This window comes from Thalassotalea fusca (assembly GCF_053485835.1).
This window is the reverse complement of record NZ_JBQRUN010000006.1, coordinates 105,543-129,049: the sequence shown is the minus strand read 5'-3', so window position 1 is coordinate 129,049 and position 23,507 is coordinate 105,543. Positions and strand designations below refer to the sequence as shown.

The window sequence follows — 23,507 nt, the reverse complement described above, 5'->3', positions numbered from 1 at the left end:
TGGTATAAATTCAACCAGATAAGAAGCACTGACACGATATGAAAATATCCTTAGCTAATGCCAACATTGATTATATTGCTGGTTTTGTATCGTTTGAAGAAAGCTATCAATTGGCGGACGTTTTGGAGCGAGAAATACACTGGCATCAGGACTATATCGCAATGTACGGTAAGCAGATTGCTGTACCTAGGTTGCAAGCGTGGTTTGGCGATAATCAACAAACTTATAGTTATTCAGGAATTCAACTCAAACCAAACTCGTTTACAACTACGCTAGCCGTGCTCAATGAGCGCGTGTCGCAGCACTGCGGGGTCACCTTCAATTCGGTATTGGCTAATTATTATCGTGATGAAAATGACAGTGTTAGTTGGCATAGTGATGATGAAAGTGAATTGGGAAAAAATCCTGTTATCGCCTCGTTATCGCTTGGACAAACTAGAATATTCAAGTTGAAGCATAAAGTCACTGGAGAAAAGTATGAAATACCACTACAATCTGGCGACCTTTTAGTGATGTCTGGCGAAATGCAGCATTTTTGGCAGCACGCCATTTTAAAAGAAACGACAAAATTACAAGCAAGAATCAATCTAACTTTTCGGCAAATTAAATAATTTTTTATTTTCGCAGCCAGAGCAAAATGTTAGCTGGATTTTCGAAAATTAGACTTCTAGATGGGTGGTAATTCCACCGTCTCGGTCTACAGTTAATAAGGTCGTTGTAGGTATTTTTAATAAGGGAAAAGTATGACAATCGAATCGATAATCGAAGAAAAATTACTTACTGAATTTTCACCGTTACACCTTGATGTTATTAACGAAAGTCACCAACATAACGTGCCGAAAGGGAGCGAATCTCACTTTAAAGTGATCATCGTTTCAAATGCGTTTGATGGAGAAAGATTAATCAAACGTCATCGTGCTGTTAATGCTGTTTTAGCGACAGAATTAGCAGAGCATATTCACGCTTTAGCCTTGCATACATACACTGAAAAAGAGTGGCATGAGTACTATGCCGACAATACACCACTTTCACCAAAATGTTTGGGAGGAAGCAAGGCTACCGCCTAATGCTTTAACTTAACGAGTTGTTAAAAATAGTAGACAACTCGTTTGCGAGATTCCTTGGTTAATTTGGCTGGTAAGGTTTCTATTTTCCTCAAATTTTGCTATTTCTAGCGCCCAATAATAAAAATACTCTTGTCGTTTGGAATTGAAATGTCACATTCTGGCTTGCAAAAAGTCACTTCTTGGATAGATCTGTTTACCGAGTTCACAGGCAAAGCTATCGCATGGCTTACATTAGCAATGGTGTTGGTGAGCTTTATTATCGTAGTGCTACGTTATGGCGCTGGTGTCGGCTGGATTGGGCTACAGGAATCGGTGCTTTACTTTCATGCTGTCGTATTCATGTTAGGTGCCGCATACACCCTCAAAGCTGATGGTCATGTACGAGTCGATATTTTTTATCAAAACTTCAACGCAATTCAAAAGGCTAAAGTTAACTTATTTGGCACAATTTTTTTCCTGATCCCTGTGTGCGTAGCCATATTTATGTTGAGTTATGATTATGTACTCACGTCTTGGCAAATTTTGGAAAAATCGGTCGAAGCAGGTGGTTTGCCGCTAGTATACCTAAATAAATCATTGATTTTACTGCTCTGTTTTTCGCTAGGCTTACAGGGGATTGCCGAGATCTTGCGCAATCTTGATACTTTGTTATCAGCAAAACATAAGGAGGCGAACTAATGGAATATTTAGCGCTTCTCATGTTTTTGGTGGTGTGTATTGTGCTGCTTTTGGGGTATCCGGTGGCACTATCATTGGCGGGAACTGCATTAATTTTCGCTGGAATTGGTAGTGTGACAGGGGTTTTTGAATCCGCGTTTTTGTCTGCATTACCTAACCGCCTATACGGTATTGCGAATAACCAAACCTTATTGGCTGTACCATTGTTTGTCTTTATGGGCGCGATGCTCGAACGCTCAAAAATTGCAGAAAACCTACTTAATGCAATGGCGCTGTTATTTGGGCGCTTTAATGGTGGTTTGGCAATTTCTGTTACGCTGGTTGGTATGTTATTGGCAGCAAGTACCGGCATCGTAGGGGCAACGGTAGTTACCATGGGACTACTATCGCTACCCACTATGCTAAAACGTGGCTATGACCAAAAGCTTGCGACAGGGGTGATTTGTGCAACGGGTACGCTAGGTCAAATAATCCCTCCATCTATTGCGCTAGTTTTACTAGGTGATGTACTGTCGAGCGCTTATCAAAAAGCACAACTCAAAATGGGCATATTTAATCCAGAAACGGTTTCTGTAGGAGACTTATTTGCTGGTGCGGTTATACCGGGCATGGTGTTGGTTGGTATGTACATTTTGTATTGCCTTTTTATGGCAATTGTTAAGCCTGAATCGGTACCTAGCCTAACCGATGAAGACATTGCTGAAATCAAGAATGGTCAATCCACAGTGGTATTAATGCTTACCGCGCTTTTACCACCGTTAGCATTAATCTTTGTAGTACTGGGCTCTATTCTCTTTGGTTACGCTACGCCGACTGAGGCAGCTGGCGTTGGTGCGATGGGGGCTACAATTCTTGCTGTATTCCAAAAGCAATTAACTGCCGAGAACATTAAACACGTGTCTCGAAGCACAGTAAAAATAACCTCGATGGTGTTCTTGATCCTAATCGGTGCGAGTTTGTTTTCTTTAGTCTTTAGAGGTTTTGGCGGTGAAGAGTTAGTACATGGCTTATTTGAGCAAATGCCTGGTGGGGTAGTTGGTGCGACTATTATTGTCATGGCAGTAATCTTTTTGCTTGGCTTTATTCTAGATTTTATCGAGATCACATTTGTTGTCGTGCCTATTGTTGCACCGATATTGCTAGCGATGGGGCTTGATCCTGTTTGGTTGGGCATCATGATTGCCATCAACCTGCAGACTTCGTTCTTAACTCCACCATTTGGGTTTGCACTATTTTATCTACGTGGCGTTGCAGACAAGTCTGTTAAAACTTCCGCTATTTATCGCGGGGTAATACCTTTTATCTTAATGCAATTACTGTTACTTTTAGCGCTCGCTCAATGGCCTGAGCTAGTAACTTGGTTACCAAGTGTGATTTACTCGTAACAACACGGAACAAATAGAATGAAAAAAATAAAGTTAGTATTGGCAAGTCTATTCTTGGTCGTAGCTGGTGGATTAACTGCATGTGGTGACAAGTCGACAAGTTCTGACAGCGCCACAGCGGCTGTTCAGAAAAAGTTTCAATGGAAGCTCGTAACATCGTGGCCAAAGAACTTTCCAGGGCTAGGAATGGCACCAGAACGCTTTGCCGAGTATGTAAACGAGATGAGTGGTGGTCGACTGACTATCAAAGTCTACGGCGCTGGTGAATTGGTCCCTGGTTTTGAGGTGTTTGATGCGGTATCGCAAGGTACTGTGCAAATGGGGCATAGTGGCTCTTATTATTGGAAAGGCAAGATCCCGTCTTCGCCGATTTTTGGCGCTATTCCATTTGGCATGACAGCAACTGAACTGAATGCATGGCTTCATTTTGGTGGCGGATTGGAATTATGGCGCGAAATGTACAAACCATTTGGTGTAATTCCGATGGCTGGTGGTAATTCTGGTGCACAATTTGCGGGTTGGTTTAAAAAAGAAATTAATACCATTGACGACTTGAAAGGCCTGAAAATGCGTATTCCTGGGTTGGCAGGCGAGGTATTGCAACGTGCTGGCGCGGTTCCCGTTACACTAACTGGTGGCGAGATTTTTAGCTCGCTACAAAGTGGTGCTATCGATGCAACTGAATGGGTAGGTCCATACAATGATTTGGCTTTTGGCTTTTACCAAGCGGCTGAATATTATTATTCGTCAATCTGGCATGAACCGGGCACAGGGTTAGAGTTTCTAATTAACGAAAAGGCCTTTAAGCAATTGCCGCTAGACTTACAGAAAATAGTTGAAGTAGCAGCCCGCGCAGTAAATGAATCTACTTTAGATGACTATAATGCCAAGAATAATGCGGCGTTAAAAACATTGATGGATAAACACAATGTTAAAATGAGAACATTGCCAACTCCTGTTATAAAAGAATTAAAACGTATCACTGATGAAGTTATTGCAGAGCAGGTTGCGGCCGATGAAGGTTTTGCCAAAGTTTGGAAATCTTACAGTGAGTTTTTAGCATCGATTCGTGACTACCACGACCTGACTATCAAGACTTATTATCAAAACAGATAATCTTTACAAGCGCATGTAGAAAATACTTACTACATGCGCAACTCGTCGTACCTCATAATTTATTCTTCGGAGTAAACTATGCGGCAATTTTTTAGAAATCATAGAAAAGGCGTCAATATGGTTATTCAACCAAAAATTAGAGGTTTTATTTGCACCAACGCTCACCCAGTTGGCTGTGAAGCACACGTAAATGAACAAATAGCTTATGTTAAATCTCAACCACAGGCAGAAAACAAGCCAAAGAATGTGCTCGTTATTGGGGCGTCAACGGGATATGGTTTAGCTTCGCGCATTACTGCAGCATTTGGCTGTGGAGCAAATACACTGGGTATCTTTTTTGAGAAAGAGCCGACAGAAAAGAAAACTGCGAGTGCTGGTTGGTACAATACTGCAGCCTTCCAAAAAGCGGCTGACGAAGCAGGCTTGTGGTCAAAAAATATTAATGGCGATGCGTTTTCACATGAAATTAAGCAAAAAGCCATTGATGCCATTAAAGAAGGGCTTGGGCAAGTCGATTTAGTGATTTACAGCTTGGCTTCACCGCGACGCACAGATCCAGATACAGGTGAAGTTTATTCATCAACATTAAAGCCAATTGGTGAAAGTGTAACAACTAAAAACCTTAATACCTCAAAGCGTATTATTGATTCTGTGTCTGTTGAAGCGGCAACTGAAGAAGAAATCCAAGGCACAATTGATGTTATGGGTGGTGCTGACTGGGAATTGTGGATTAACGCGTTAAGTGAAGCGGGTGTTTTAGCTGAAGGCTTCAAAACTACAGCTTACACTTATATTGGTAAAAAACTGACATGGCCAATTTACGGACATGCGACTATCGGTCGTGCAAAAGAAGATCTAGACCGTGCTGCCAAAGCAATCACTGATAAAATGTCAGCTATTGATGGCAAAGCTTATGTTACCTCTTTAAATGCCGTTGTGACACAAGCAAGCTCGGCAATTCCTATCATGCCTTTGTACATCTCGGCAATGTTCAAAGTGATGAAAGCAGACGGAACTTACGAAGGGTGTATTGAGCAAATTCAAGGGCTATTTCGTGAAAACTTGTTTGGTGAATCGCCTCGTTTTGATGAAGCAGGTCGCTTTAGCCAAAACTATCTTGAACTTGAAGATAAAGTACAAGATCGCGTGCAAGAAATATGGGATACCGTTGACTCAGATACCATTGATGAGCTGACGGACTATGTTGGTTATCATAATGAGTTTCTAAAACTATTTGGTTTTGGCATGGATTCTGTTGATTATGATGCAGATGTAAGTCCTCTAGCTGAGATAAATAATCTCGTCTAGTTTTTGTACAAAAATTCAAACTTTAAAAGGCCATAGTTTTTAAAACTTTGGCCTTTTTTTTAATTGCTAACTTCTAAAATTGTTGCTTTAGATTAAAAATTCACCAAAGTGCAGAGAATTGTAAAGAAAAGTATCAAACCCTAATGGCGCATTTGTGAATTTTTGTGCTAAAATTCGGGGCAGTAAAATTTAACTTAAGAGCCGGTAGTTGTACTTTTTTGGAGTTATCTAGAAAAGCTACAGTCTGCTGAAATACACTGAAATCAACCAATTTAATATTCGTACGTTGTAAGCCTTTGATGTTTATACGGTAATTTCGTGCGGTAAAAATTGACTGATTTACTCCCGTCAAAGTAGTGCAAGTGTTTATGATTACAATAAAAAAAGGTCTGGATGTTCCTGTTGAAGGTGCTCCCCAGCAAGTAATCCATGATGGTCCGACCATCAAAACTGTTGCGACACTAGGTGAAGAGTTTGTGGGTATGCGCCCTACTATGCGTGTCAAAGTAGGAGACCGAGTAAAAAAAGGTCAGGTGCTTTTTGAAGATAAAAAGAACCCAGGCGTTAAATTCACTGCTCAAGCTGCAGGTGTAGTAACTGAGATTAACCGCGGTGAAAAACGTGTTTTGCAATCTGTAGTCATCGAAATCGATGGTGACGAGCAAGAAACGTTTAAGAGCTATGCTAAAGACGACATAGCTAAGTTGTCGAGAGAAGACGTTGTTTCAAATCTTGTTGAATCAGGATTATGGACAGCGCTTAGAACTCGCCCATTTAGCAAGATCCCTGCAATTGATTCAACTCCGGTTGCGATTTTTGTCAGTGCATTGGATACCAATCCATTAGCAGCCAACCCAGAAGTTATCATTAATGAACAGGCTGATGCGTTTAAAGCTGGTTTGTCTATTTTGTCAAAACTAACTGATGGTCAAGTATTCTTGTCTAAAGCGCCTAGCAGCAACATTCCTTCTGAAGGTAATGTGTCTGTAAATGAGTTTGCAGGTAAGCACCCAGCTGGTTTGGTAGGTACGCAAATTCACTTTTTACGCCCTGCAAGTGCAGACAAAGTAGTGTGGCACCTCGGCTATCAAGAGGTTATTGCCTATGGTCAGTTATTCTTGACGGGCGAAATTAACAGTGAACGTGTTGTTTCTTTAGCAGGTCCTGCTGCGAAGAACCCTCGCCTTGTTAAGACAATTTTGGGTGCAAGCACGCAAGAATTGACAAACGGTGAAACAACAGACGGTGAGATCCGTATTGTTTCAGGCTCTTTGCTTTTAGGTCAAGATGCCAAAGGTGTTCACGGTTATTTAGGCCGATACCATGTTCAGGTGTCTATTTTGCGTGAAGGTCGTGAAAAAGAGTTCATTGGGTACATGTATCCAGGTCCTAATAAGTTCTCTGTGACACGTGCCTATATGTCACATTTCTTCCCAAGTAAATTATTCGGTATGACAACTACTACTAATGGTAGTGCTCGTGCGATGGTGCCAATAGGTAACTATGAACGTGTTATGCCGTTAGATATTTTACCGACGCTATTATTGCGCGACTTATGTGCAGGCGATACCGATAGTGCTCAACAACTTGGTGCATTAGAGCTAGACGAAGAAGATTTAGCACTATGTACGTTTGTTTGTCCGGGTAAAACCGACTACGGTGTATTGCTTCGTGATTGCCTAACCACAATTGAGAAGGAAGGTTAGACATGAGCTTGAAAAAGTTTATTGAAGATATCGAACCGCATTTTGAAAAGGGCGGTAAACATGAAAAGTGGTTTGCTTTGTATGAAGCAATAGCCACTGGTTTATTCACACCAGGATACGTAACCAAAGGTAAAACGCACATTCGTGATAGTATTGACCTTAAGCGTATCATGATCACAGTGTGGTTAGCGGTATTCCCAGCAATGTTCTGGGGCATGTATAACATTGGTTTCCAAGCTGTAGAAGCTATGGCAGCGGGTTATGCATTACCTGATACTTGGCAAGTAGCACTATTTAGCACCTTCGGTGGTGAGCTTTCGGCTGACTCTGGTTGGTTTGCCATGATGGCTTATGGGGCGTGTTTCTTCCTTCCTATTTACGCAACAACATTTATTGTTGGTGGTTTCTGGGAAGTGCTATTTGCAGCAGTTCGTAAGCATGAAGTAAACGAAGGATTCTTCGTTACCTCTATTTTATTCGCACTAATCCTTCCAGCAACCATTCCTTTATGGCAAGTAGCCATCGGTATTACCTTCGGTGTTGTGATTGCTAAAGAAATCTTTGGTGGAACAGGGAAAAACTTCCTAAACCCAGCATTGGCAGGTCGTGCATTCTTGTTCTTTGCATATCCTGCGGAAATTTCTGGTGACGCAGTTTGGGTTGCTGCTGACGGTTTCTCTGGCGCAACAGCTTTAAGTGCTGCTAACCAAGGATTAATTGATTACAGCATAAACGCTGCTTGGTGGGATGCATTCTGGGGTTATCTTCCTGGCTCAGTAGGTGAAGTATCTACTGCAATGATTTTACTTGGTGGTGCGTACATCCTTTATAAAGGCATTGCATCATGGCGAATCGTACTAAGTGTATTCTTAGGTATGGTAGTAACGTCATTCTTATTTAACGCCATCGGCAGTGAAACTAACCAGATGTTTGCTATGCCTTGGTATTGGCACTTAGTACTAGGTGGCTTTGCGTTCGGTATGATGTTCATGGCAACTGACCCTGTAACAATGTCGTTTACTAATACTGGTAAGTACTGGTTTGGTGCACTTGTAGGTGTCATGGTTGTACTTGTGCGTGTTGTTAACCCAGCCTTCCCTGAAGGTATGATGTTAGCAATTTTATTTGCGAACTTATTTGCTCCACTGTTTGACTACTTTGTAGTTAAAGCAAACGTAAAACGGAGGCTTGCACGCAATGTCTAGTAATAGAGAATCATTTGGCAAAACGGTAGGTTTTGTATTGGCAGTTTGTATTGTTTGTGCAACGATCGTTTCATTCTCAGCAGTACAACTTAAGCCGCTTCAGGTAAAAAACAAATTACTTGATCAGCAAACTAAGATATTAGAAGCATCAGGCTTACTTGAAAAAGCAGGTAATAATATTGTACCTACTTTTGAAAAGCATGTTGAAGCTCGTATGATTGACTTAAATTCTGGTGAATTTGTTGACGGTGACGTTGTTAATTTTGACGAACGTCGTAATTCTCGAGATATGAACCTGTCAGTTAAGCCTGAAAGTGATATTGCAGGTATCAACCGTCGATCAAATACTGCTGTTGTTTACTTAGTTCGCAATGATGCTGGCCAATTAGATACAGTTGTATTTCCAATTGTTGGTGCTGGTCTTTGGGATCTAATGTACGGTTATGTAGGTCTTGAAAAAGATCTAAATACTGTGCGCAGCGTTATTTACTCTGATCATAAGGAAACTCCGGGTCTAGGCGCAGAAGTTCTTAATCCGAAATGGAAAGCGTTGTGGCCTGGCAAAAAAATGTATGACGAAAACAACAATGTTGCAATCAAGATTGTTAAAGGTGGCGCTAAAGCGGGTGACATTCATGGAGTTGACGGCTTATCAGGTGCTACATTAACAAGTGTTGGTGTTGAAAATACATTAGTGTTTTGGTTAGGTGAGGAAGGATATAAGCCTTTCATCAATAAGTTTCGCAAAGGAGGACTTGAATAATGTCTTCAGAAGCAAATAAGGTTTTAACCAAACCAATTGTTGATAATAACCCTATTGCGTTACAAGTACTGGGTATTTGTTCTGCACTTGCGGTTACTAGCTCTATGGCGAATGCGCTAGTTATGACTCTAGCCGTTATTTTCGTAACCGGTTTCTCGAACTTGTTTATATCAGTTATTCGTAACATGATCCCGTCAAGTGTGCGTATTATCGTGCAAATGGCGATTATTGCGTCATTAGTAATTGTTGTTGACCAAGTGTTGAAAGCATTTTCATACCAACTTTCTAAAGAGCTTGCAGTATTTGTCGGACTAATTATTACTAACTGTATTGTAATGGGCCGTGCTGAAGCTTTTGCGATGAAAGAGAAACCAGGTGTTAGTTTCTTAGATGGTATCGGTAACGGTTTAGGTTACGGTTTTATTCTATTAACAGTTGCGTTTTTCCGTGAGTTATTTGGTTTTGGTACGCTATTCGGTGTTGAGATACTACCTTTAATCCAAAATGGTGGCTGGTATCAAGCGAACGGTTTATTAGTACTTCCGTTTAGCTCGTTCTTCGTAATCGGTTTAATCATCTGGGCTATTCGCCAGTGGAAACCTGAGCAAGTAGAGAAGGATTAATACGATGGAACATTATTTATCAATTTTCATTAAAGCAATCTTCATTGAAAATATCGCGTTAACATTTTTCTTAGGTATGTGTACATTTTTGGCTGTATCTAAGAAAGTTGATACTGCGATTGGTCTTGGCGTAGCTGTAGTTGTTGTACTTGGCCTTGCCGTACCGGTTAACCAAATTATTTATCAAAATATTTTGGCACCAGGTGCGTTAGATAGCGTATTAGGCATCACTGACCCAACGCAATCAATCGATTTGAGTTTCTTGTCGTTCATTACCTTTATCGGTGTAATTGCTGCATTAGTTCAAATTCTAGAGATGGTTTTAGATAAGTACTTCCCAGCGTTATATCAAGCGCTTGGTATATTCTTACCGCTCATTACAGTTAACTGTGCGATTTTTGGTGCCGTATCTTTTATGGTAGCTAAGAATCTGACGTTGGGTGAAAGTGTTGTTTACGGACTAGGTTCGGGCATAGGTTGGGCGTTGGCTATCGTTTTGCTCGCGGGTTTACGCGAGAAAATGAAGTACTCAGATGTACCAGCTGGCCTTAAAGGTTTGGGTATTACGTTTATCACGTCTGGATTGATGGCTTTTGGCTTTCTTTCATTCGGTGGTATTTCGTTGTAATAAGATTAACGTAGAAGGTAAATTCGGTTTGCCTTCTCAAGATAAGTGCTAAGGAAAAGTCGATGGAAATTATTCTCGGCGTATCGATGTTTACAGCTATAGTTATTGCACTTGTTTTGGTAATTTTATTTGCCAAATCCAAGTTAGTATCTTCTGGTGATGTAATCATCTCTATTAACGGTGACCCTGACAAATCGGTTACGGCTGCAGCCGGCGGCAAGCTTTTAGGCGTGTTGGCTGATCAGGGTATTTTTGTACCATCTGCCTGTGGTGGTGGTGGTACGTGTGGTCAGTGTCGTGTACACGTACATTCAGGTGGTGGTGATATTCTACCTACTGAATTAGGTCACATTACTAAACGTGAAGCAAGGGAAGGCTGCCGCCTATCTTGTCAGGTAGCGGTTAAGCAAGACATGGATATTGAACTTGAAGACGAAATCTTCGGTGTTCAACAGTGGGAATGTACTGTTATCTCTAACGATAATAAAGCGACTTTCATTAAGGAATTGAAACTCGCAATTCCTGATGGTGAGTCTGTACCGTTCCGTGCGGGTGGCTATATTCAAATTGAAGCACCAGCCCACCATGTAAAATATAAAGACTTCGATATTCCTGCAGAATATCGCGGTGACTGGGAGCGTTTTGGCTTCTTCGATATTGAGTCTAAAGTAGATACTGACACACTACGTGCGTATTCTATGGCGAACTATCCAGAAGAAGAAGGCATCATCATGCTTAACGTGCGTATTGCTACGCCGCCGCCAAACAATCTTTCATTACCAGCAGGTAAAATGTCTTCATATATTTGGAGCTTGAAAGAAGGCGATAAAGTAACAATTTCTGGTCCATTCGGTGAGTTCTTCGCGAAAGACACTGATGCAGAAATGGTATTTATCGGTGGTGGTGCAGGTATGGCACCTATGCGTTCTCACATTTTTGATCAGCTTAAGCGACTTAACTCTAAGCGTAAGATCTCTTTCTGGTACGGTGCACGTTCATTACGTGAAATGTTCTATGAAGACGATTTCAATGGCTTGGCTGCTGAAAATGACAATTTTGATTGGCATGTTGCATTGTCAGATCCGCAACCAGAAGATAACTGGGATGGTATGACTGGCTTCATCCACAATGTATTGTATGAGAACTACTTGCGTGATCATGAAGCGCCAGAAGATTGTGAATACTACATGTGTGGACCACCTATGATGAACGCTGCTGTTATTGGTATGCTGAAAGACTTAGGTGTTGAAGACGAAAACATCTTACTGGATGACTTCGGCGGATAATCACTCCGTATAGGATATTAAAGGTGGCTTAATTGCCACCTTTTTCTTTTAGGAATAACTAGAGATAGTTTGTTTATCTAAAGCGTTTTGACCAAAGCATTGAAGCTATTTAGATAAGCAATAAAATTTTGAGAGAACTTTATGAAAGTAAACAAGTATATCACTATTGCCGTAATGGCAGTTGCAACTGTATTTTTAGCTGGGTGCTTTCCAAATAATGAAAGCAATCCATATGAAAAATTTAAGTTGCAAGGGCGGACAATGGGAACCACGTATAACATAACCATTGTTACTGAAAAAGGCTCGCTAGATACAACCGCACTACAAGCAGAAATCGATCAGCTGTTAGTTGATGTAAACCAATCGATGTCTACTTATATCGATGACTCTGAGCTTTCGCGTTTTAATCAATATCGTGGTCAAGATCCAGTGCAAGTATCGCCAGAGCTGGCATTGGTAGTGACTGAAGCAATTCGCTTAGGTAAGCTTTCGCAAGGTAAGTTGGACGTTACAGCAGGTAAGTTGATTAACTTATGGGGCTTTGGACCTGACAAACGACCAGACGTAGTGCCTAGCGAAGAGGATATTGCCTTAGCGAGAAGTCAATCGGGCATTGATAAGCTAGAGATCAATGGTGAAAAACTTACCAAGTTGGTACCTGAATTATATGTAGATTTATCAACTATTGCCAAAGGTTACGGTGTTGATGTAGTAGCTGATCTAATTGAGAAGAAAGGCATAAATAACTACATCGTCGAAATAGGCGGAGAAATGCGTTTGAAAGGCAAAAAGGAAACTGGCGAGCTGTGGCATGTTGCCGTTGAAAAGCCAGTATCAAATGAGCGCGCTATTTACCAATTTATTGTACCTTTGGACAATGCGGTTGCGACTTCAGGGGATTACCGCAACTACTTTGAGGACAATGGCAAACGTTACTCGCATATAATTGACCCACACACAGCACAGCCAATTGATCATAAGTTAGTTTCGGTTACTGTCATCCATCCTTCATCAATGACAGCAGATGGCCTATCTACCGCAATGATGGTGATGGGGGAGAAAAAAGCACTAGCCTTTGCTGAAGAAAATGATATTGCTGCTTTGCTTATTTATAAATCTGAAAATGGCTTTATTGAGCAAAGCACGGTAAAATTCATGCAATATATGAAGTAGCTGATTGCTTTTGGGCGCAATCGATTGCTTGAAGTTATAAAAGTTGGGGCGGTACTATGACATTATTTTTTGTCACATTGGGATTTTTTCTGGTTGTTTTTGCTGCAATGGCAGTAGGTTATATATTCCAGCAAAAAACGTTGGCTGGTAGCTGTGGTGGTTTAGGCTCTATTGGTATTGATAAAGCATGTAATTGTGACAACCCATGCGAAAAACGCCAAGAGCGTGAACGTAAAGCTGCGATGAAAGAACAGCAACAAATCGACATTAAAAATTTATAATAAAACGCGACCATGAGGGTCGCGTTTTTGTTTAGCAACGCTTCTCTAGATCGCTAATCAATTTATCTATCTTCTGTAACTCTCGAAACTTTCTCAGCTTTCAACTGTACTTTTACTTGTTATTTTTACTGTGTTTTTGTACAGTTGTGTTACTTGTTGGCTGTCACAGTGTTTTTTGTAGGTGTCGCTATGCCTATAGGCAAACCAAAACAGAGAAAAATTATTCACATCGACATGGACTGCTTCTATGCCGCAGTGGAAATGCGTGATAACCCTGCTTATCGCAATAAGCCAATTGCCGTAGGCGGTGATGGGCCGCGAAGTGTGTTATGTACCTGTAATTACGCCGCTCGTGCATTTGGAGTAAGATCTGCTATGCCTGCGATGACAGCTAAATCCCTGTGCCCAGAGTTGTTGATTGTGAATGGTCGAATGTCGGTTTACCAAGACGTGTCACGACAAGTTCATGAAATATTCAGACGCTATACGTCTATTATTGAACCCTTATCATTAGACGAAGCGTATTTAGACGTTACAGATTCCACACTATTCGGTGGAAGTGCCACACGCATTGCTGAAGCGATTCGCTGTGACATTTTTAACGAATTGCAGCTTACTGCATCTGCTGGCGTGGCAACGAATAAATTCATTGCCAAAATCGCCAGTGATGAAAACAAACCCAACGGTATTTGTGTTATACCACCCGATAAGGTTGATGAATTTGTAGCTGACTTACCACTTATAAAAATACCTGGTGTTGGTCCTAAAACGGCACAAAGATTAATGCAGGCAGGATTGGTTACATGTCGAGATGTACGTGCTAGTACGCCTGCGGCATTACAATTGTTAGTTGGTAAACAAGCAGAGAGCTTATATCAGAGAAGCTTCGGCAAAGATTGTCGTGAAGTTGTCACCCACCGTGAACGAAAAACTGTGGGGGTAGAAAAAACACTCGCGCAGGATATAGCCGAGCAATCAGAATGTCGCGACGTAATACAAGATCTGTTACCCAAACTCAAGGCGCGTTATGACAAACACCAAGCACGGGGTATTAGCAAGCTCACGGTAAAACTCAAATTTGATGACTTTGCGCTAACTACCGTAGAGCAACAAGCCGTTTCCATTGAGCCGAATCTTTTTGAATCCTTATTACAACGCGCGTTAGAAAGATCGAATGGTAGAAAGATTCGATTAGTTGGCATTTCTGTTGGTCTTAACAATTTGACAGCAAGTAATAAAGAAAGTGACCAGTTATCTTTGCCTATTTAGTGTTTCAGGGTTACATTGGGTGAAATATGTACACTCGACGGTTGCGTGCCAAACCAACAATAATAGGACAAAGCATGAGAATACTCTTAACGACAATATTGCTATTTTTATCACTTAATTCCGCAGCACAACGGGCTGATGATATAAAGATCAATGTTACTCAGGTGTCAGGTAAGGTTTATATGCTGACCGGCGCAGGTGGCAACATTGGCGTACTGGCTACAAAAGATGGTCTGTTATTAGTCGACGATCAATTTGCGCCACTGGCAGAAAAAATTGAAACTGCGTTAAAAGCTATTGAAGATAAGCCCATTCAATACATCGTGAATACTCATTACCATGGTGATCACACAGGCGGTAATGCTTATTTTGCGCACCATGCACCAATTTTTGCTCACGAAAATGTTAGAAAAAGGCTCGCTAAGAAAAGTGATATTGCACAAGGTGCGTTGCCTGTGGTGACTTATGAGAATGGCGTCAATATTCATCTCGCCGACGAAAAGGTTGAGTTAATTCACTTGTCTAATGGCCATACTGACGGTGACTCTGTTGTGTTATTCAATAATGCGAATGTGCTTCATGCTGGCGATTTGTTTTTTGAAGGGCGCTTTCCTTATATTGATCTTGATGCTGGTGGAACAGTTAACGGCTACTTAGAAAACATTGAATACCTATTAGAAGAGCTTCCTGATGACATTAAAATTATACCGGGACACGGCAAACTCAGTGATAAAACTGGACTAAGAGCAATTGCTGAAATGATACGTTTCAGTATTAAATTTGTTGAACAATCGAAACTGGCTGGGATGTCAGATGAACAAATATTGGTGCAAGGGCTTGGGCCAGATTATCAACACCTATCATGGAACTTCATTACTGAAGAGAAGTGGCTAAAAACATTGCTTAAAGATATGGATGCCCATTAGTCTCGTAATTTTTCATTGAACAAAAAAAAAGGTGCCGATGTAAATCAGCACCTTTCATATTTTAGAGCAAATCAAGCTATCTATAGTGCAATAAGCTGAAGAACCTGTGCGCCGGCTGAATACAATACCATTAACTTACTGTCTTCCGTTAACAGCGCCTGAGATGGTTGAGGACCGCCAGTTGCCGTTGAGCTTACTTGAGATTGGCTATTATCGTAAACATCAATAACAAAGCCTTCAGTAGGATTAAAACGAATATAGTACGTGTTGTTGTCGTTCGACTTTAATACGTCTATGGTGGTAGATTCATCGGCTTGAGGTAATAGCCCGTTATCGCTAAACGTTTCACCGTCAAAGCTAATCCACTCACTCGTTGGGCTGTTTGCATAGATATTTGTCTCATTGGCATCTACAACAAGGCTACGAACAAGTTCACCATCGCCGAGCAATTCAGGACGATATTGATGAGTATTGCTCATAGATACTCTTTCTGACGTAAAGTCATTCACAATGAACGAAAAGCGATTAATGGTGGCGCTGTTAGTATTTAGCGCATAGAGTGTACTGACACTATTGGCTACATCAATGCTACTGCTGAAAAATGCATTGTTAGCGTCCCAGAACTGTTGGACAAGGCTTTCGTCAGCCAACTCTAGTAATTGGGTAACAACAAAATAGCGGCCAGCAATCGAGATATAGCGCACCGGTTCAAAGTCAATTGTCACTGCGTCAAGTGTTTCTACAGTGAAGTCGTCTAGCGTGATTTTATAACGGTGAGTGACTTGTGTTTCATTACCTTGTTCGTCAGTAACCGTTTCAACCGCTTTAGCAAGTAAGTGCGAACCCGTAGGGTGAACTATAAACTGTTCTACTAGCGTACCTTCTGGCGATACTACATGGCTAGCAAGTAATTCATGTGTATATTTGTGGTAAACGTCAATGCTATTAGCTTTGCCTACAAAGATGTGTGGCTGAGTAGCCGTTGAGGCTATCGCGTTATCGTTAACAGTGATTGCCGATACTGTTGTGCTGACTAGCTCATTGGCCGTGTTATATACTGAAACAGCAATAGTGTCGGTAATTACTTTGTCATTCTCTGTTGCTGCAACTTCAATGGTTGCTTGATGCCAATCACCCTCAGGCAAACTTTCTGGAATTACATTAACGGTTAACTGATTTGTGTCGTTATTTGCAGAAAGGGTTAACCAGTCAACGGTTGTCGTTGCTTGCCAGTTAAGCTGCGAAGCGTGGTTCGAATTAACATCTAAGGTCGCAACAAGCGTACTGCTATTGGCACTGTTAACAAACGAAATAGCATCCTGATTAGCGTAAAGATAGATATTATCGAGGCCTAGCTCAACAGGGATTGCTTTGGTATCTCCAGACGTTACTTCAGTCAGCGTTATGGTCGCATTTGAAAGGCCTGCATCTGTCAAGGCGGATAAATCAGGTGTTATAGATATTTCACCGTTGCCAGTGCCTTCGACATTGTCTAACACTAGCCAGTCAACATCAGATGTCGCTGTCCATTGGTTATCTACACTGGTAACACTAAGTGTTTGAGCTGCGATTGCCGTGTCACCTAAAGTGCCGTTAAATACTATTTCAGATTGGTTAGTGGTTAGTTGCCAGATCAGAATTGACAAGTCGATATCGTGGTGTGCGAGATTTACTTGATCAACATCGCCTGTAGACAGCCTAAGTTTAGTGTCTATTAAGGTTGGTGCTAAATTTTCGGTACCATTTAACGAGACATAGACTGTTGCTGAATTGCTGGTGACATTTTCAGTACGAAATTTAACAAACGCATGCGGAGCGGCGTTTGGCGCAAACCCTACCAACAAACCATTGCCGTCGAAAGTAACTTGAACTGCAACTTCTTCATCTGATGCTTGTAAAACTTCATGGCTAAAGTCGATGGCTGTTGTATCAGCCGAAATTGAATACACTGGTTCTTTTGTATTTTCGCTATTGCCGCCACAAGCTTGCACTAATGAGGCAATAATCAATGCAGTGAATAATTTATAAAGGCTTTTTATCTGTTCCTTCATACAGGTCCCTGTTTCGTTATTTTTGGGTAACAAATAAGTGTTACTTACCTATTATTATTTAGGCTATTTTGCGCGATTATTCGCATAAAGTAAAAAGATATCCCAAGTATCGCCGGAAAACCTATTGGAATCTAACTTGTGCGCGCAATTTTTGGTTTATTATAATTTTGGCTAGGGTAAACTATGCCGCTGGATTACGTAGATTAGAATGCGATTTGAACAAAGCAATTTTACACACAGCCATTGATTTACTGTCACGTCGTGAACATTCTATTAAAGAGTTGACGCTTAAACTCCTGCAAAGGGAATATGAACGCGACGAAATAGACAGTGTGATTGTATTTTTGCTCGAAAATAATTATCTCTGTGAACGTCGATATACCGAAAGTGTTATTCGCAAACGTGTGAATAAGGGATATGGCAAGCATTATATATATCAAGAGCTCAAGCAAAATGGCATTGAGCGATATTTAGCCGATGAAGTTGCTGAAAATCTTGAAATAGACTGGTATCATCTAGCCCAGCGCACATATAGTAAACGCTTTGGTGCAACAGAGATTGCAGATCAAAAAGAAAAAGCCAAGCGAATACGTTTTCTGCAATACCGTGGATTTTCGAGCGATGAAATCATGTCCGCGATAGAAATTAATTAAATTTTCAAATATTTGGATACTCCCATGATTAAAACTAGTGCCGAGATAAGACAGGCATTTTTAGAATTTTTTGCTTCAAAGCAACATCAAATAGTTTCGAGTAGTTCATTAGTACCAGGTAACGATGCCACGTTGTTATTTACTAATGCCGGCATGGTGCAGTTTAAAGAGGCATTTTTGGGTGCCGAAAAACGTAGCTATACACGAGCAACGTCATCGCAACGTTGTGTTCGTGCAGGTGGTAAGCATAATGATTTAGAAAACGTTGGCTACACTGCGCGTCATCATACGTTTTTTGAAATGCTAGGTAACTTTAGCTTTGGTGATTATTTCAAGAAAGAAGCAATCCATTATGGTTGGGAATTCCTGACGCAAGTATTGCAATTGCCGAAAGATAAGTTATTAGTCACGGTGTATGAAACTGATGATGAAGCATTTGCCTTATGGGCAGATGAAATTGGCGTCCCTAAAGATCGTATCATTCGCATCGGCGATAAAGATGGCGGTAAAAAGTACGAATCAGATAATTTCTGGTCGATGGGTGATACGGGGCCATGTGGACCATGTACTGAGATTTTCTACGATCATGGTGAGCACATTTGGGGAGGGCCTCCTGGATCACCAGAAGAAGACGGCGATCGTTTCATTGAAATCTGGAATCTAGTATTCATGCAGTTTAATCGTCAGGCAGATGGCACTATGGAGCCATTACCTAAACCTTCGGTTGATACTGGTATGGGGCTTGAGCGTATTGCAGCTATTATGCAAGGTGTGCATAGCAACTATGAAATTGATATTTTCCAAGGCTTGATCAAATCAACAGCGCAACTATTAGATCGTGAAGATTTAGACAACAAGTCTTTACGCGTTATTGCAGATCATATTCGTTCATGTAGTTTCTTAATTACTGATGGTGTAATGCCGTCTAATGAAGGTCGTGGTTATGTGCTGCGCCGAATCATTCGTCGTGCCGTTCGTCATGGGCATAAGCTAGAAGCTAAACATCACTTTTTCCATAAGTTAGTTGCATCGTTAGCAGAGCAAATGGGCGATGCTTATCCTGAGTTGAGACAACAGCAAGACATTATTGAAAAAGTGCTTCGCATTGAAGAAGAGCAGTTCGGTCGTACCTTAGACAGAGGTATGGCAATGCTTGAAGACATTTTGTCAAATTTGCAAGGTGAAACGATTAACGGAAACGATGTATTTAAGCTTTACGATACATACGGCTTTCCTGCAGATTTAACCGCTGATATTGCTCGCGAACGTTCAATCAAAATTGATCAGCAAGGTTTTGATGCAGCCATGAGACAACAGCGTGAACGCGCTCAACAGGCTAGTCAATTTGGTACAGACTACAATGAGCAATTAAAGTCTGACAAAGAAACACAGTTTAAGGGCTATACCAACCATGAGTATTCGGCGACTATCGTTGAGTTGTTCAACAATGAAGGTGCTGTATCTACATTAGCTGCGGGTAACAAAGGTGTAGTTGTATTGGACAACACGCCATTTTATGCTGAATCTGGTGGTCAGGTAGGTGATACTGGTGTTCTTAAAGTAGAAGGTGGAGTATTTGAAGTAACCGATACGGTTAAAGTGGGTAATGCGTTTGCACACAAAGGTATTGCACATGTAGATATTCAACTTAATTCGCGTGTAATCGCTGAAATTGATACTGAACGCCGTGCTGCAATCGTTAAAAATCACACCGCAACGCATTTACTTCATGCAGCATTACGTAAGGTGCTGGGTGAGCACGTTACTCAAAAAGGCTCATTAGTTGAGGCTGAAAAGCTACGTTTTGACTTCTCTCATTTTGAGGCCGTGACGCCACAAGAGCTAAAAACCGTTGAGCAAATGGTTAATGCGGAAATTCGTCGTAATACCGCACGTGAAACTGAGTTGATGCAAATTGAACAAGCGAAAGCTAAAGGCGCGATGGCATTATTCGGTGAAAAATATGACGATGAAGTACGCGTTGTTACCTTAGGTGAATTTTCTACTGAACTTTGTGGCGGTGTACACGTTGACAGAACAGGCGATATTGGCTTATTCAAGATCACCTCGGAATCAGGCATTGCAGCAGGCGTTCGTCGTATTGAAGCCTGCACAGCTGAATATGCGCTTGAGTTTGTAGACAGTCAAGCAATGTTGCTATCGCAAGTGGCTGCAGTGGTTAAATCTGATGTGGCTGGTGTTAATGAAAAAGTTGAACAGATGTTGGGACGCAATAAGCAATTAGAGAAAGAGATTGCAGCGCTTAAACAACAGCTAGCAGCAAGTGCAGGTTCAGACCTAATTAGTCAGGCAATTGAAATAAACGGCGTTAAAGCGTTAATTGCTCAACTTGACGGTGTTGAGTCTAAAGCGCTACGCGGCATGGTTGATGACCTTAAAGTGAAACTAGGATCTGGCATTATCATGTTGGCAGTAGCCAATGATGGTAAAGTTGGACTAATCGCTGGTGTTACCAAAGATCTAACTGGTCAGGTTAAAGCAGGTGAACTGGTTAATTTAGTTGCTCAACAGGTGGGAGGCAAAGGCGGTGGTCGTCCAGATATGGCGCAAGCTGGTGGTAGTCAACCTGAAAATATCCCGACCGCATTGGCAAGTGTTGAATCTTGGTTGACTGAAAAACTAGGTTAACGTTTTATTCTCGTTATCTGAACTCAGTTGAACATTTGTATAAAAAAGGAGCATTTCGCTCCTTTTTTTGTTTAGGTTCTCAAAAATGGTAATTACATGAGAAAAAACATGCCAATTGCTACCCCTTTAATCACTCTGTATGTTAATTAACCGTTAACGGGGGTTAAATAAGCGATTAAAGGTTACATAATTTTTCAAAAATTATGTTTTTTTGACTGATTCTCGGCCACAAGCTTGCTAAAATGTAAATAGTTGGTATCGCAAGAACAGTCGATTCATCAAATTTTTGAATAGATGTCATTTTCGTTTTTTTGGAACAAACGCATAGATGATAGCTTATCAAAGCAATTTTTTGATAATCCATTTAATTTTGTGCGAAATATCAATATTTAGACTAAATTTAAACTAGCTTATAAATATTTAGTGGATCCCGTTTTAACAAGAAAAGGAAAAGATAATGTTAATATTAACGCGTCGAGTAGGTGAAACGTTAATGATCGGTGATGATGTTACCGTGACTGTTTTAGGTGTAAAGGGCAACCAAGTGCGTATTGGTGTAAATGCTCCGAAAGAAGTTTCTGTACACCGTGAAGAAATTTACATGCGTATACAATCGGAAAAAGGCGAAGGCGAGCCTTCCGGGAACAAATTCTAAGTAAGAAAGTCGGCAAATGCCGACTTTTTTATTGGCCGAATTTTCTAGTTAATTGCACATTTTTTCTAAAATCTAATAGAGAAATGCATTCTTTTTGAACGTCTTGATGAAAATCTCAACAAACAGTAAAAAAACTCAAAAAATCGTTTGACTTATTTCTGAGATCCATTAATATTCGCACCCACTGGTGAGGTGGCCGAGAGGCTGAAGGCGCTCCCCTGCTAAGGGAGTATAGGCGTTATACCCTATCGAGGGTTCGAATCCCTCCCTCACCGCCATTTAGTTATTAAACTAAATATTGCGGACGCGTAGCTCAGCTGGATAGAGTACCTGGCTACGAACCAGGCGGTCGCAGGTTCGACTCCTGCCGCGTCCGCCACTTTTATTCCAAGTGGTTAATCTAGGAATACTGAATACTTACAGTAAATTGGTAATAGGCGATATATTCGCTATCCTTACTAAGGATATAAAAGAAATAGTACCGCGGACGCGTAGCTCAGCTGGATAGAGTACCTGGCTACGAACCAGGCGGTCGCAGGTTCGACTCCTGCCGCGTCCGCCACATCTAAAAAACCAGTCTTATGACTGGTTTTTTTTCGTCTAAAATTTCTGATTCCATTACTAAAGATATGTCTCGTAGTATTTATGCGTGACATGAAAATCTTTCATTGCTTTACTGGCTAAGCTTGTTGCACCATACCAATACCATTAAGTATGTGTTTGCCACGGTATCAAAGAGCAATGCTTACAAGCAGACAGTTTCGCCTCAAAGAGCCAATACGCCATTGATGGACTCACCTTGTACTGATAAGCTCCTAAAAACCTACAGCATAAAGCAGGGAAGAAGTAAAAGCATGGAAACGGAGCACAATTGGCATAGGTATCTAACTGCACAAGAGTTGGAGTTGGCACTTTCATATGAAAGAGAAATAAAAAGGCTAATTACTGATTTACCCAAAGGGGCTTCAGAAAAAGAACAAGAAGCATCTGTTCAAATGCAATTGTCCATTTTTAATGACAATCTAATGCCGCTAAAAATGTTAGCAAAAAGTAGGGAAACTGGCATACCTGTAGAAAAGTTCGTTGCTGCGAAGCGATCACTTTTTTCATCATCAACAACGCTGAAAATGTTAATTGCCCTGCTATCTGTTGGAATGATTGTTCTCAGCTATCTTTATCTAGTATAAAGATAACTGATCGTTTGTTGAGTACTCGTTTGCTCGCTCTTCATGTTGTTTAATAAAATTACAAATTAGTGACATTTAGCGTTTTATAGGAGAATTAATTATGACGTGGGCATACAAATCATTTGTTTACAAACCCAAGCCTAGAGCTTTTTTGAGTGTGAACAATTTATTGAGAAATGACGCAAAATTTGAAAAGACGCTAAATAGCTTTGCTGAGCTTGGATGGGAGTATGTTGAAGCTATAAGTTTAAATATTGGCTTTTTATCTTCTAAAGAGTATTTGATTGTCCTAAAAGGTAAAAAAGGTGCTGCATACGATACATCGGAAGAAAAGGTTTTAAAAGAAGAGCAAGCTCGCGTCGTTTAAACAAGCTGGCATTCTAATAAACATGTTTATATAGTGAGTTGTGTTTCACAAAGGAAATATTAGTTGTGGAAGAAATTGCTGCAGAAGCAGGTCGCCCAATCATTCGATTATTTTTTTATATTTTTAGAGGCGTTCTTTGGCTTGCTTGGGATTTATCTTTTCATATCATTGGTTGGAGCGTAGGTTGGTTTTTTTTACGTATACTAACTGCGGGGACTTTTCCTAAATATCGAATTTCTGAACAGGAAGTAGCGCCTTTTGGGCTGGCACTTTTAGTTGAGCTATTTGGTCTTGTCATATTAGGCTTGATAACATTGTTCTTGTACGGGCTGGCGTTTTGACTAAATGTTTATTAAATATCTGGGGTCATAAGGTAAGCTATGACTTTGTAACCAGTGCTTTATTGAAGTTTTGCAACCTTCACCTCTCGTGCAACCAAGCTTAAAACTCAATAATATATCTTTAGAGGCGTTATTTCGAATAGTGTGAGGACCGGTAGATGTAGCTGCCGTAAGGCAGCTAGTTACTTCG

Annotated in this window: 23 protein-coding genes and 3 tRNA genes; 25 read left to right on the top strand and 1 reads right to left on the bottom strand. The window is 40.9% G+C overall.

Annotated elements, in window-relative coordinates; all coding sequences use genetic code 11:
- Positions 1-38 precede the first annotated feature (38 nt).
- The 16 genes from ACSLUK_RS09615 (at position 39) to ACSLUK_RS09540 (ending at position 15,414) form a co-directional block, all read left to right on the top strand.
- Positions 39-611, top strand: a complete 573-nt coding sequence (locus ACSLUK_RS09615) for an alpha-ketoglutarate-dependent dioxygenase AlkB family protein (RefSeq protein WP_448548347.1) — start codon at positions 39-41, stop codon at positions 609-611.
- A 132-nt stretch (positions 612-743) separates the two neighbouring features.
- Entirely contained in the window at positions 744-1,067 is a 324-nt protein-coding gene (gene bolA / locus ACSLUK_RS09610) for a transcriptional regulator BolA (RefSeq protein ID WP_448548346.1), read from the top strand.
- Positions 1,068-1,214: 147 nt separating this feature from the next.
- Positions 1,215-1,745: a TRAP transporter small permease subunit gene (locus tag ACSLUK_RS09605; protein ID WP_448548345.1), complete on the top strand. Its 531-nt coding sequence runs from the start codon at positions 1,215-1,217 to the stop codon at positions 1,743-1,745.
- The gene (locus ACSLUK_RS09600; protein WP_448548344.1) at positions 1,745-3,130 is read left to right on the top strand and encodes a TRAP transporter large permease; all 1,386 of its coding nucleotides are present in this window, start codon (positions 1,745-1,747) and stop codon (positions 3,128-3,130) included. The genes ACSLUK_RS09605 and ACSLUK_RS09600 overlap by 1 nt, the downstream gene beginning before the upstream one ends.
- 18 nt (positions 3,131-3,148) lie before the next feature.
- Entirely contained in the window at positions 3,149-4,246 is a 1,098-nt protein-coding gene (locus ACSLUK_RS09595) for a TRAP transporter substrate-binding protein (RefSeq protein WP_448548343.1), read from the top strand.
- A 117-nt stretch (positions 4,247-4,363) separates the two neighbouring features.
- Positions 4,364-5,554, top strand: a complete 1,191-nt coding sequence (gene fabV / locus ACSLUK_RS09590) for an enoyl-ACP reductase FabV (protein ID WP_448548464.1) — start codon at positions 4,364-4,366, stop codon at positions 5,552-5,554.
- 368 nt (positions 5,555-5,922) lie between these two features.
- Positions 5,923-7,260, top strand: a complete 1,338-nt coding sequence (locus tag ACSLUK_RS09585; protein ID WP_448548342.1) for a Na(+)-translocating NADH-quinone reductase subunit A — start codon at positions 5,923-5,925, stop codon at positions 7,258-7,260.
- 2 nt (positions 7,261-7,262) lie between these two features.
- Entirely contained in the window at positions 7,263-8,465 is a 1,203-nt protein-coding gene (locus ACSLUK_RS09580; RefSeq protein ID WP_448548341.1) for an NADH:ubiquinone reductase (Na(+)-transporting) subunit B, read from the top strand.
- Positions 8,458-9,228, top strand: a complete 771-nt coding sequence (locus ACSLUK_RS09575; protein WP_448548340.1) for a Na(+)-translocating NADH-quinone reductase subunit C — start codon at positions 8,458-8,460, stop codon at positions 9,226-9,228. Before ACSLUK_RS09580 ends, ACSLUK_RS09575 begins: the two co-directional genes overlap by 8 nt.
- Positions 9,228-9,851 carry an NADH:ubiquinone reductase (Na(+)-transporting) subunit D gene (locus tag ACSLUK_RS09570; protein WP_448548339.1) on the top strand — a complete coding sequence of 208 codons (624 nt, stop codon included), beginning with the start codon at positions 9,228-9,230 and terminating at the stop codon, positions 9,849-9,851. Before ACSLUK_RS09575 ends, ACSLUK_RS09570 begins: the two co-directional genes overlap by 1 nt.
- Positions 9,852-9,855: 4 nt before the next feature.
- Positions 9,856-10,479, top strand: a complete 624-nt coding sequence (gene nqrE / locus ACSLUK_RS09565; RefSeq protein WP_448548338.1) for an NADH:ubiquinone reductase (Na(+)-transporting) subunit E — start codon at positions 9,856-9,858, stop codon at positions 10,477-10,479.
- A 62-nt stretch (positions 10,480-10,541) separates the two neighbouring features.
- The gene (gene nqrF / locus ACSLUK_RS09560; RefSeq protein WP_448548337.1) at positions 10,542-11,765 is read left to right on the top strand and encodes an NADH:ubiquinone reductase (Na(+)-transporting) subunit F; all 1,224 of its coding nucleotides are present in this window, start codon (positions 10,542-10,544) and stop codon (positions 11,763-11,765) included.
- Positions 11,766-11,906: 141 nt separating this feature from the next.
- On the top strand, positions 11,907-12,938 hold the full coding sequence (locus ACSLUK_RS09555) for an FAD:protein FMN transferase (protein WP_448548336.1): 1,032 nt from the start codon (positions 11,907-11,909) through the stop codon (positions 12,936-12,938).
- Between the two features lie 56 nt (positions 12,939-12,994).
- A complete protein-coding gene (gene nqrM, locus ACSLUK_RS09550) occupies positions 12,995-13,219 on the top strand; it encodes a (Na+)-NQR maturation NqrM (RefSeq protein WP_448548335.1) in 225 nt (74 codons plus the stop codon).
- Between the two features lie 189 nt (positions 13,220-13,408).
- Entirely contained in the window at positions 13,409-14,488 is a 1,080-nt protein-coding gene (dinB, locus tag ACSLUK_RS09545) for a DNA polymerase IV (protein WP_448548334.1), read from the top strand.
- Between the two features lie 74 nt (positions 14,489-14,562).
- On the top strand, positions 14,563-15,414 hold the full coding sequence (locus tag ACSLUK_RS09540; RefSeq protein ID WP_448548333.1) for an MBL fold metallo-hydrolase: 852 nt from the start codon (positions 14,563-14,565) through the stop codon (positions 15,412-15,414).
- An 80-nt stretch (positions 15,415-15,494) separates the two neighbouring features.
- Here the strand turns inward: ACSLUK_RS09540 and ACSLUK_RS09535 are convergent, their stop codons facing one another.
- Positions 15,495-17,465, bottom strand: coding sequence for a hypothetical protein (locus tag ACSLUK_RS09535; RefSeq protein WP_448548332.1), 1,971 nt, complete (start codon positions 17,463-17,465; stop codon positions 15,495-15,497).
- A 215-nt stretch (positions 17,466-17,680) separates the two neighbouring features.
- On the opposite strand from ACSLUK_RS09535, the gene ACSLUK_RS09530 reads away from it, so the two are divergent.
- From ACSLUK_RS09530 to ACSLUK_RS09490, 9 genes are all read left to right on the top strand, one after another.
- Positions 17,681-18,118 (top strand): regulatory protein RecX, encoded by a 438-nt coding sequence (locus ACSLUK_RS09530; RefSeq protein WP_448548331.1) that lies wholly within the window; start codon positions 17,681-17,683, stop codon positions 18,116-18,118.
- 24 nt (positions 18,119-18,142) lie between these two features.
- Positions 18,143-20,767 (top strand): alanine--tRNA ligase, encoded by a 2,625-nt coding sequence (gene alaS / locus ACSLUK_RS09525; protein ID WP_448548330.1) that lies wholly within the window; start codon positions 18,143-18,145, stop codon positions 20,765-20,767.
- A gap of 457 nt (positions 20,768-21,224) precedes the next feature.
- Positions 21,225-21,422, top strand: coding sequence for a carbon storage regulator CsrA (gene csrA, locus ACSLUK_RS09520; RefSeq protein ID WP_448548329.1), 198 nt, complete (start codon positions 21,225-21,227; stop codon positions 21,420-21,422).
- A 186-nt stretch (positions 21,423-21,608) separates the two neighbouring features.
- Positions 21,609-21,700: transfer RNA gene (locus tag ACSLUK_RS09515), tRNA-Ser, on the top strand.
- A 24-nt stretch (positions 21,701-21,724) separates the two neighbouring features.
- A tRNA-Arg gene (locus ACSLUK_RS09510) sits at positions 21,725-21,801 on the top strand.
- 106 nt (positions 21,802-21,907) lie between these two features.
- Positions 21,908-21,984: transfer RNA gene (locus tag ACSLUK_RS09505), tRNA-Arg, on the top strand.
- Between the two features lie 106 nt (positions 21,985-22,090).
- Positions 22,091-22,609, top strand: a complete 519-nt coding sequence (locus ACSLUK_RS09500; RefSeq protein WP_448548328.1) for a hypothetical protein — start codon at positions 22,091-22,093, stop codon at positions 22,607-22,609.
- 100 nt (positions 22,610-22,709) lie between these two features.
- Positions 22,710-22,976 (top strand): hypothetical protein, encoded by a 267-nt coding sequence (locus ACSLUK_RS09495; protein ID WP_448548327.1) that lies wholly within the window; start codon positions 22,710-22,712, stop codon positions 22,974-22,976.
- Positions 22,977-23,041: 65 nt separating this feature from the next.
- Positions 23,042-23,317, top strand: coding sequence for a hypothetical protein (locus ACSLUK_RS09490; protein ID WP_448548326.1), 276 nt, complete (start codon positions 23,042-23,044; stop codon positions 23,315-23,317).
- The last annotated feature ends 190 nt before the right edge of the window (positions 23,318-23,507 follow it).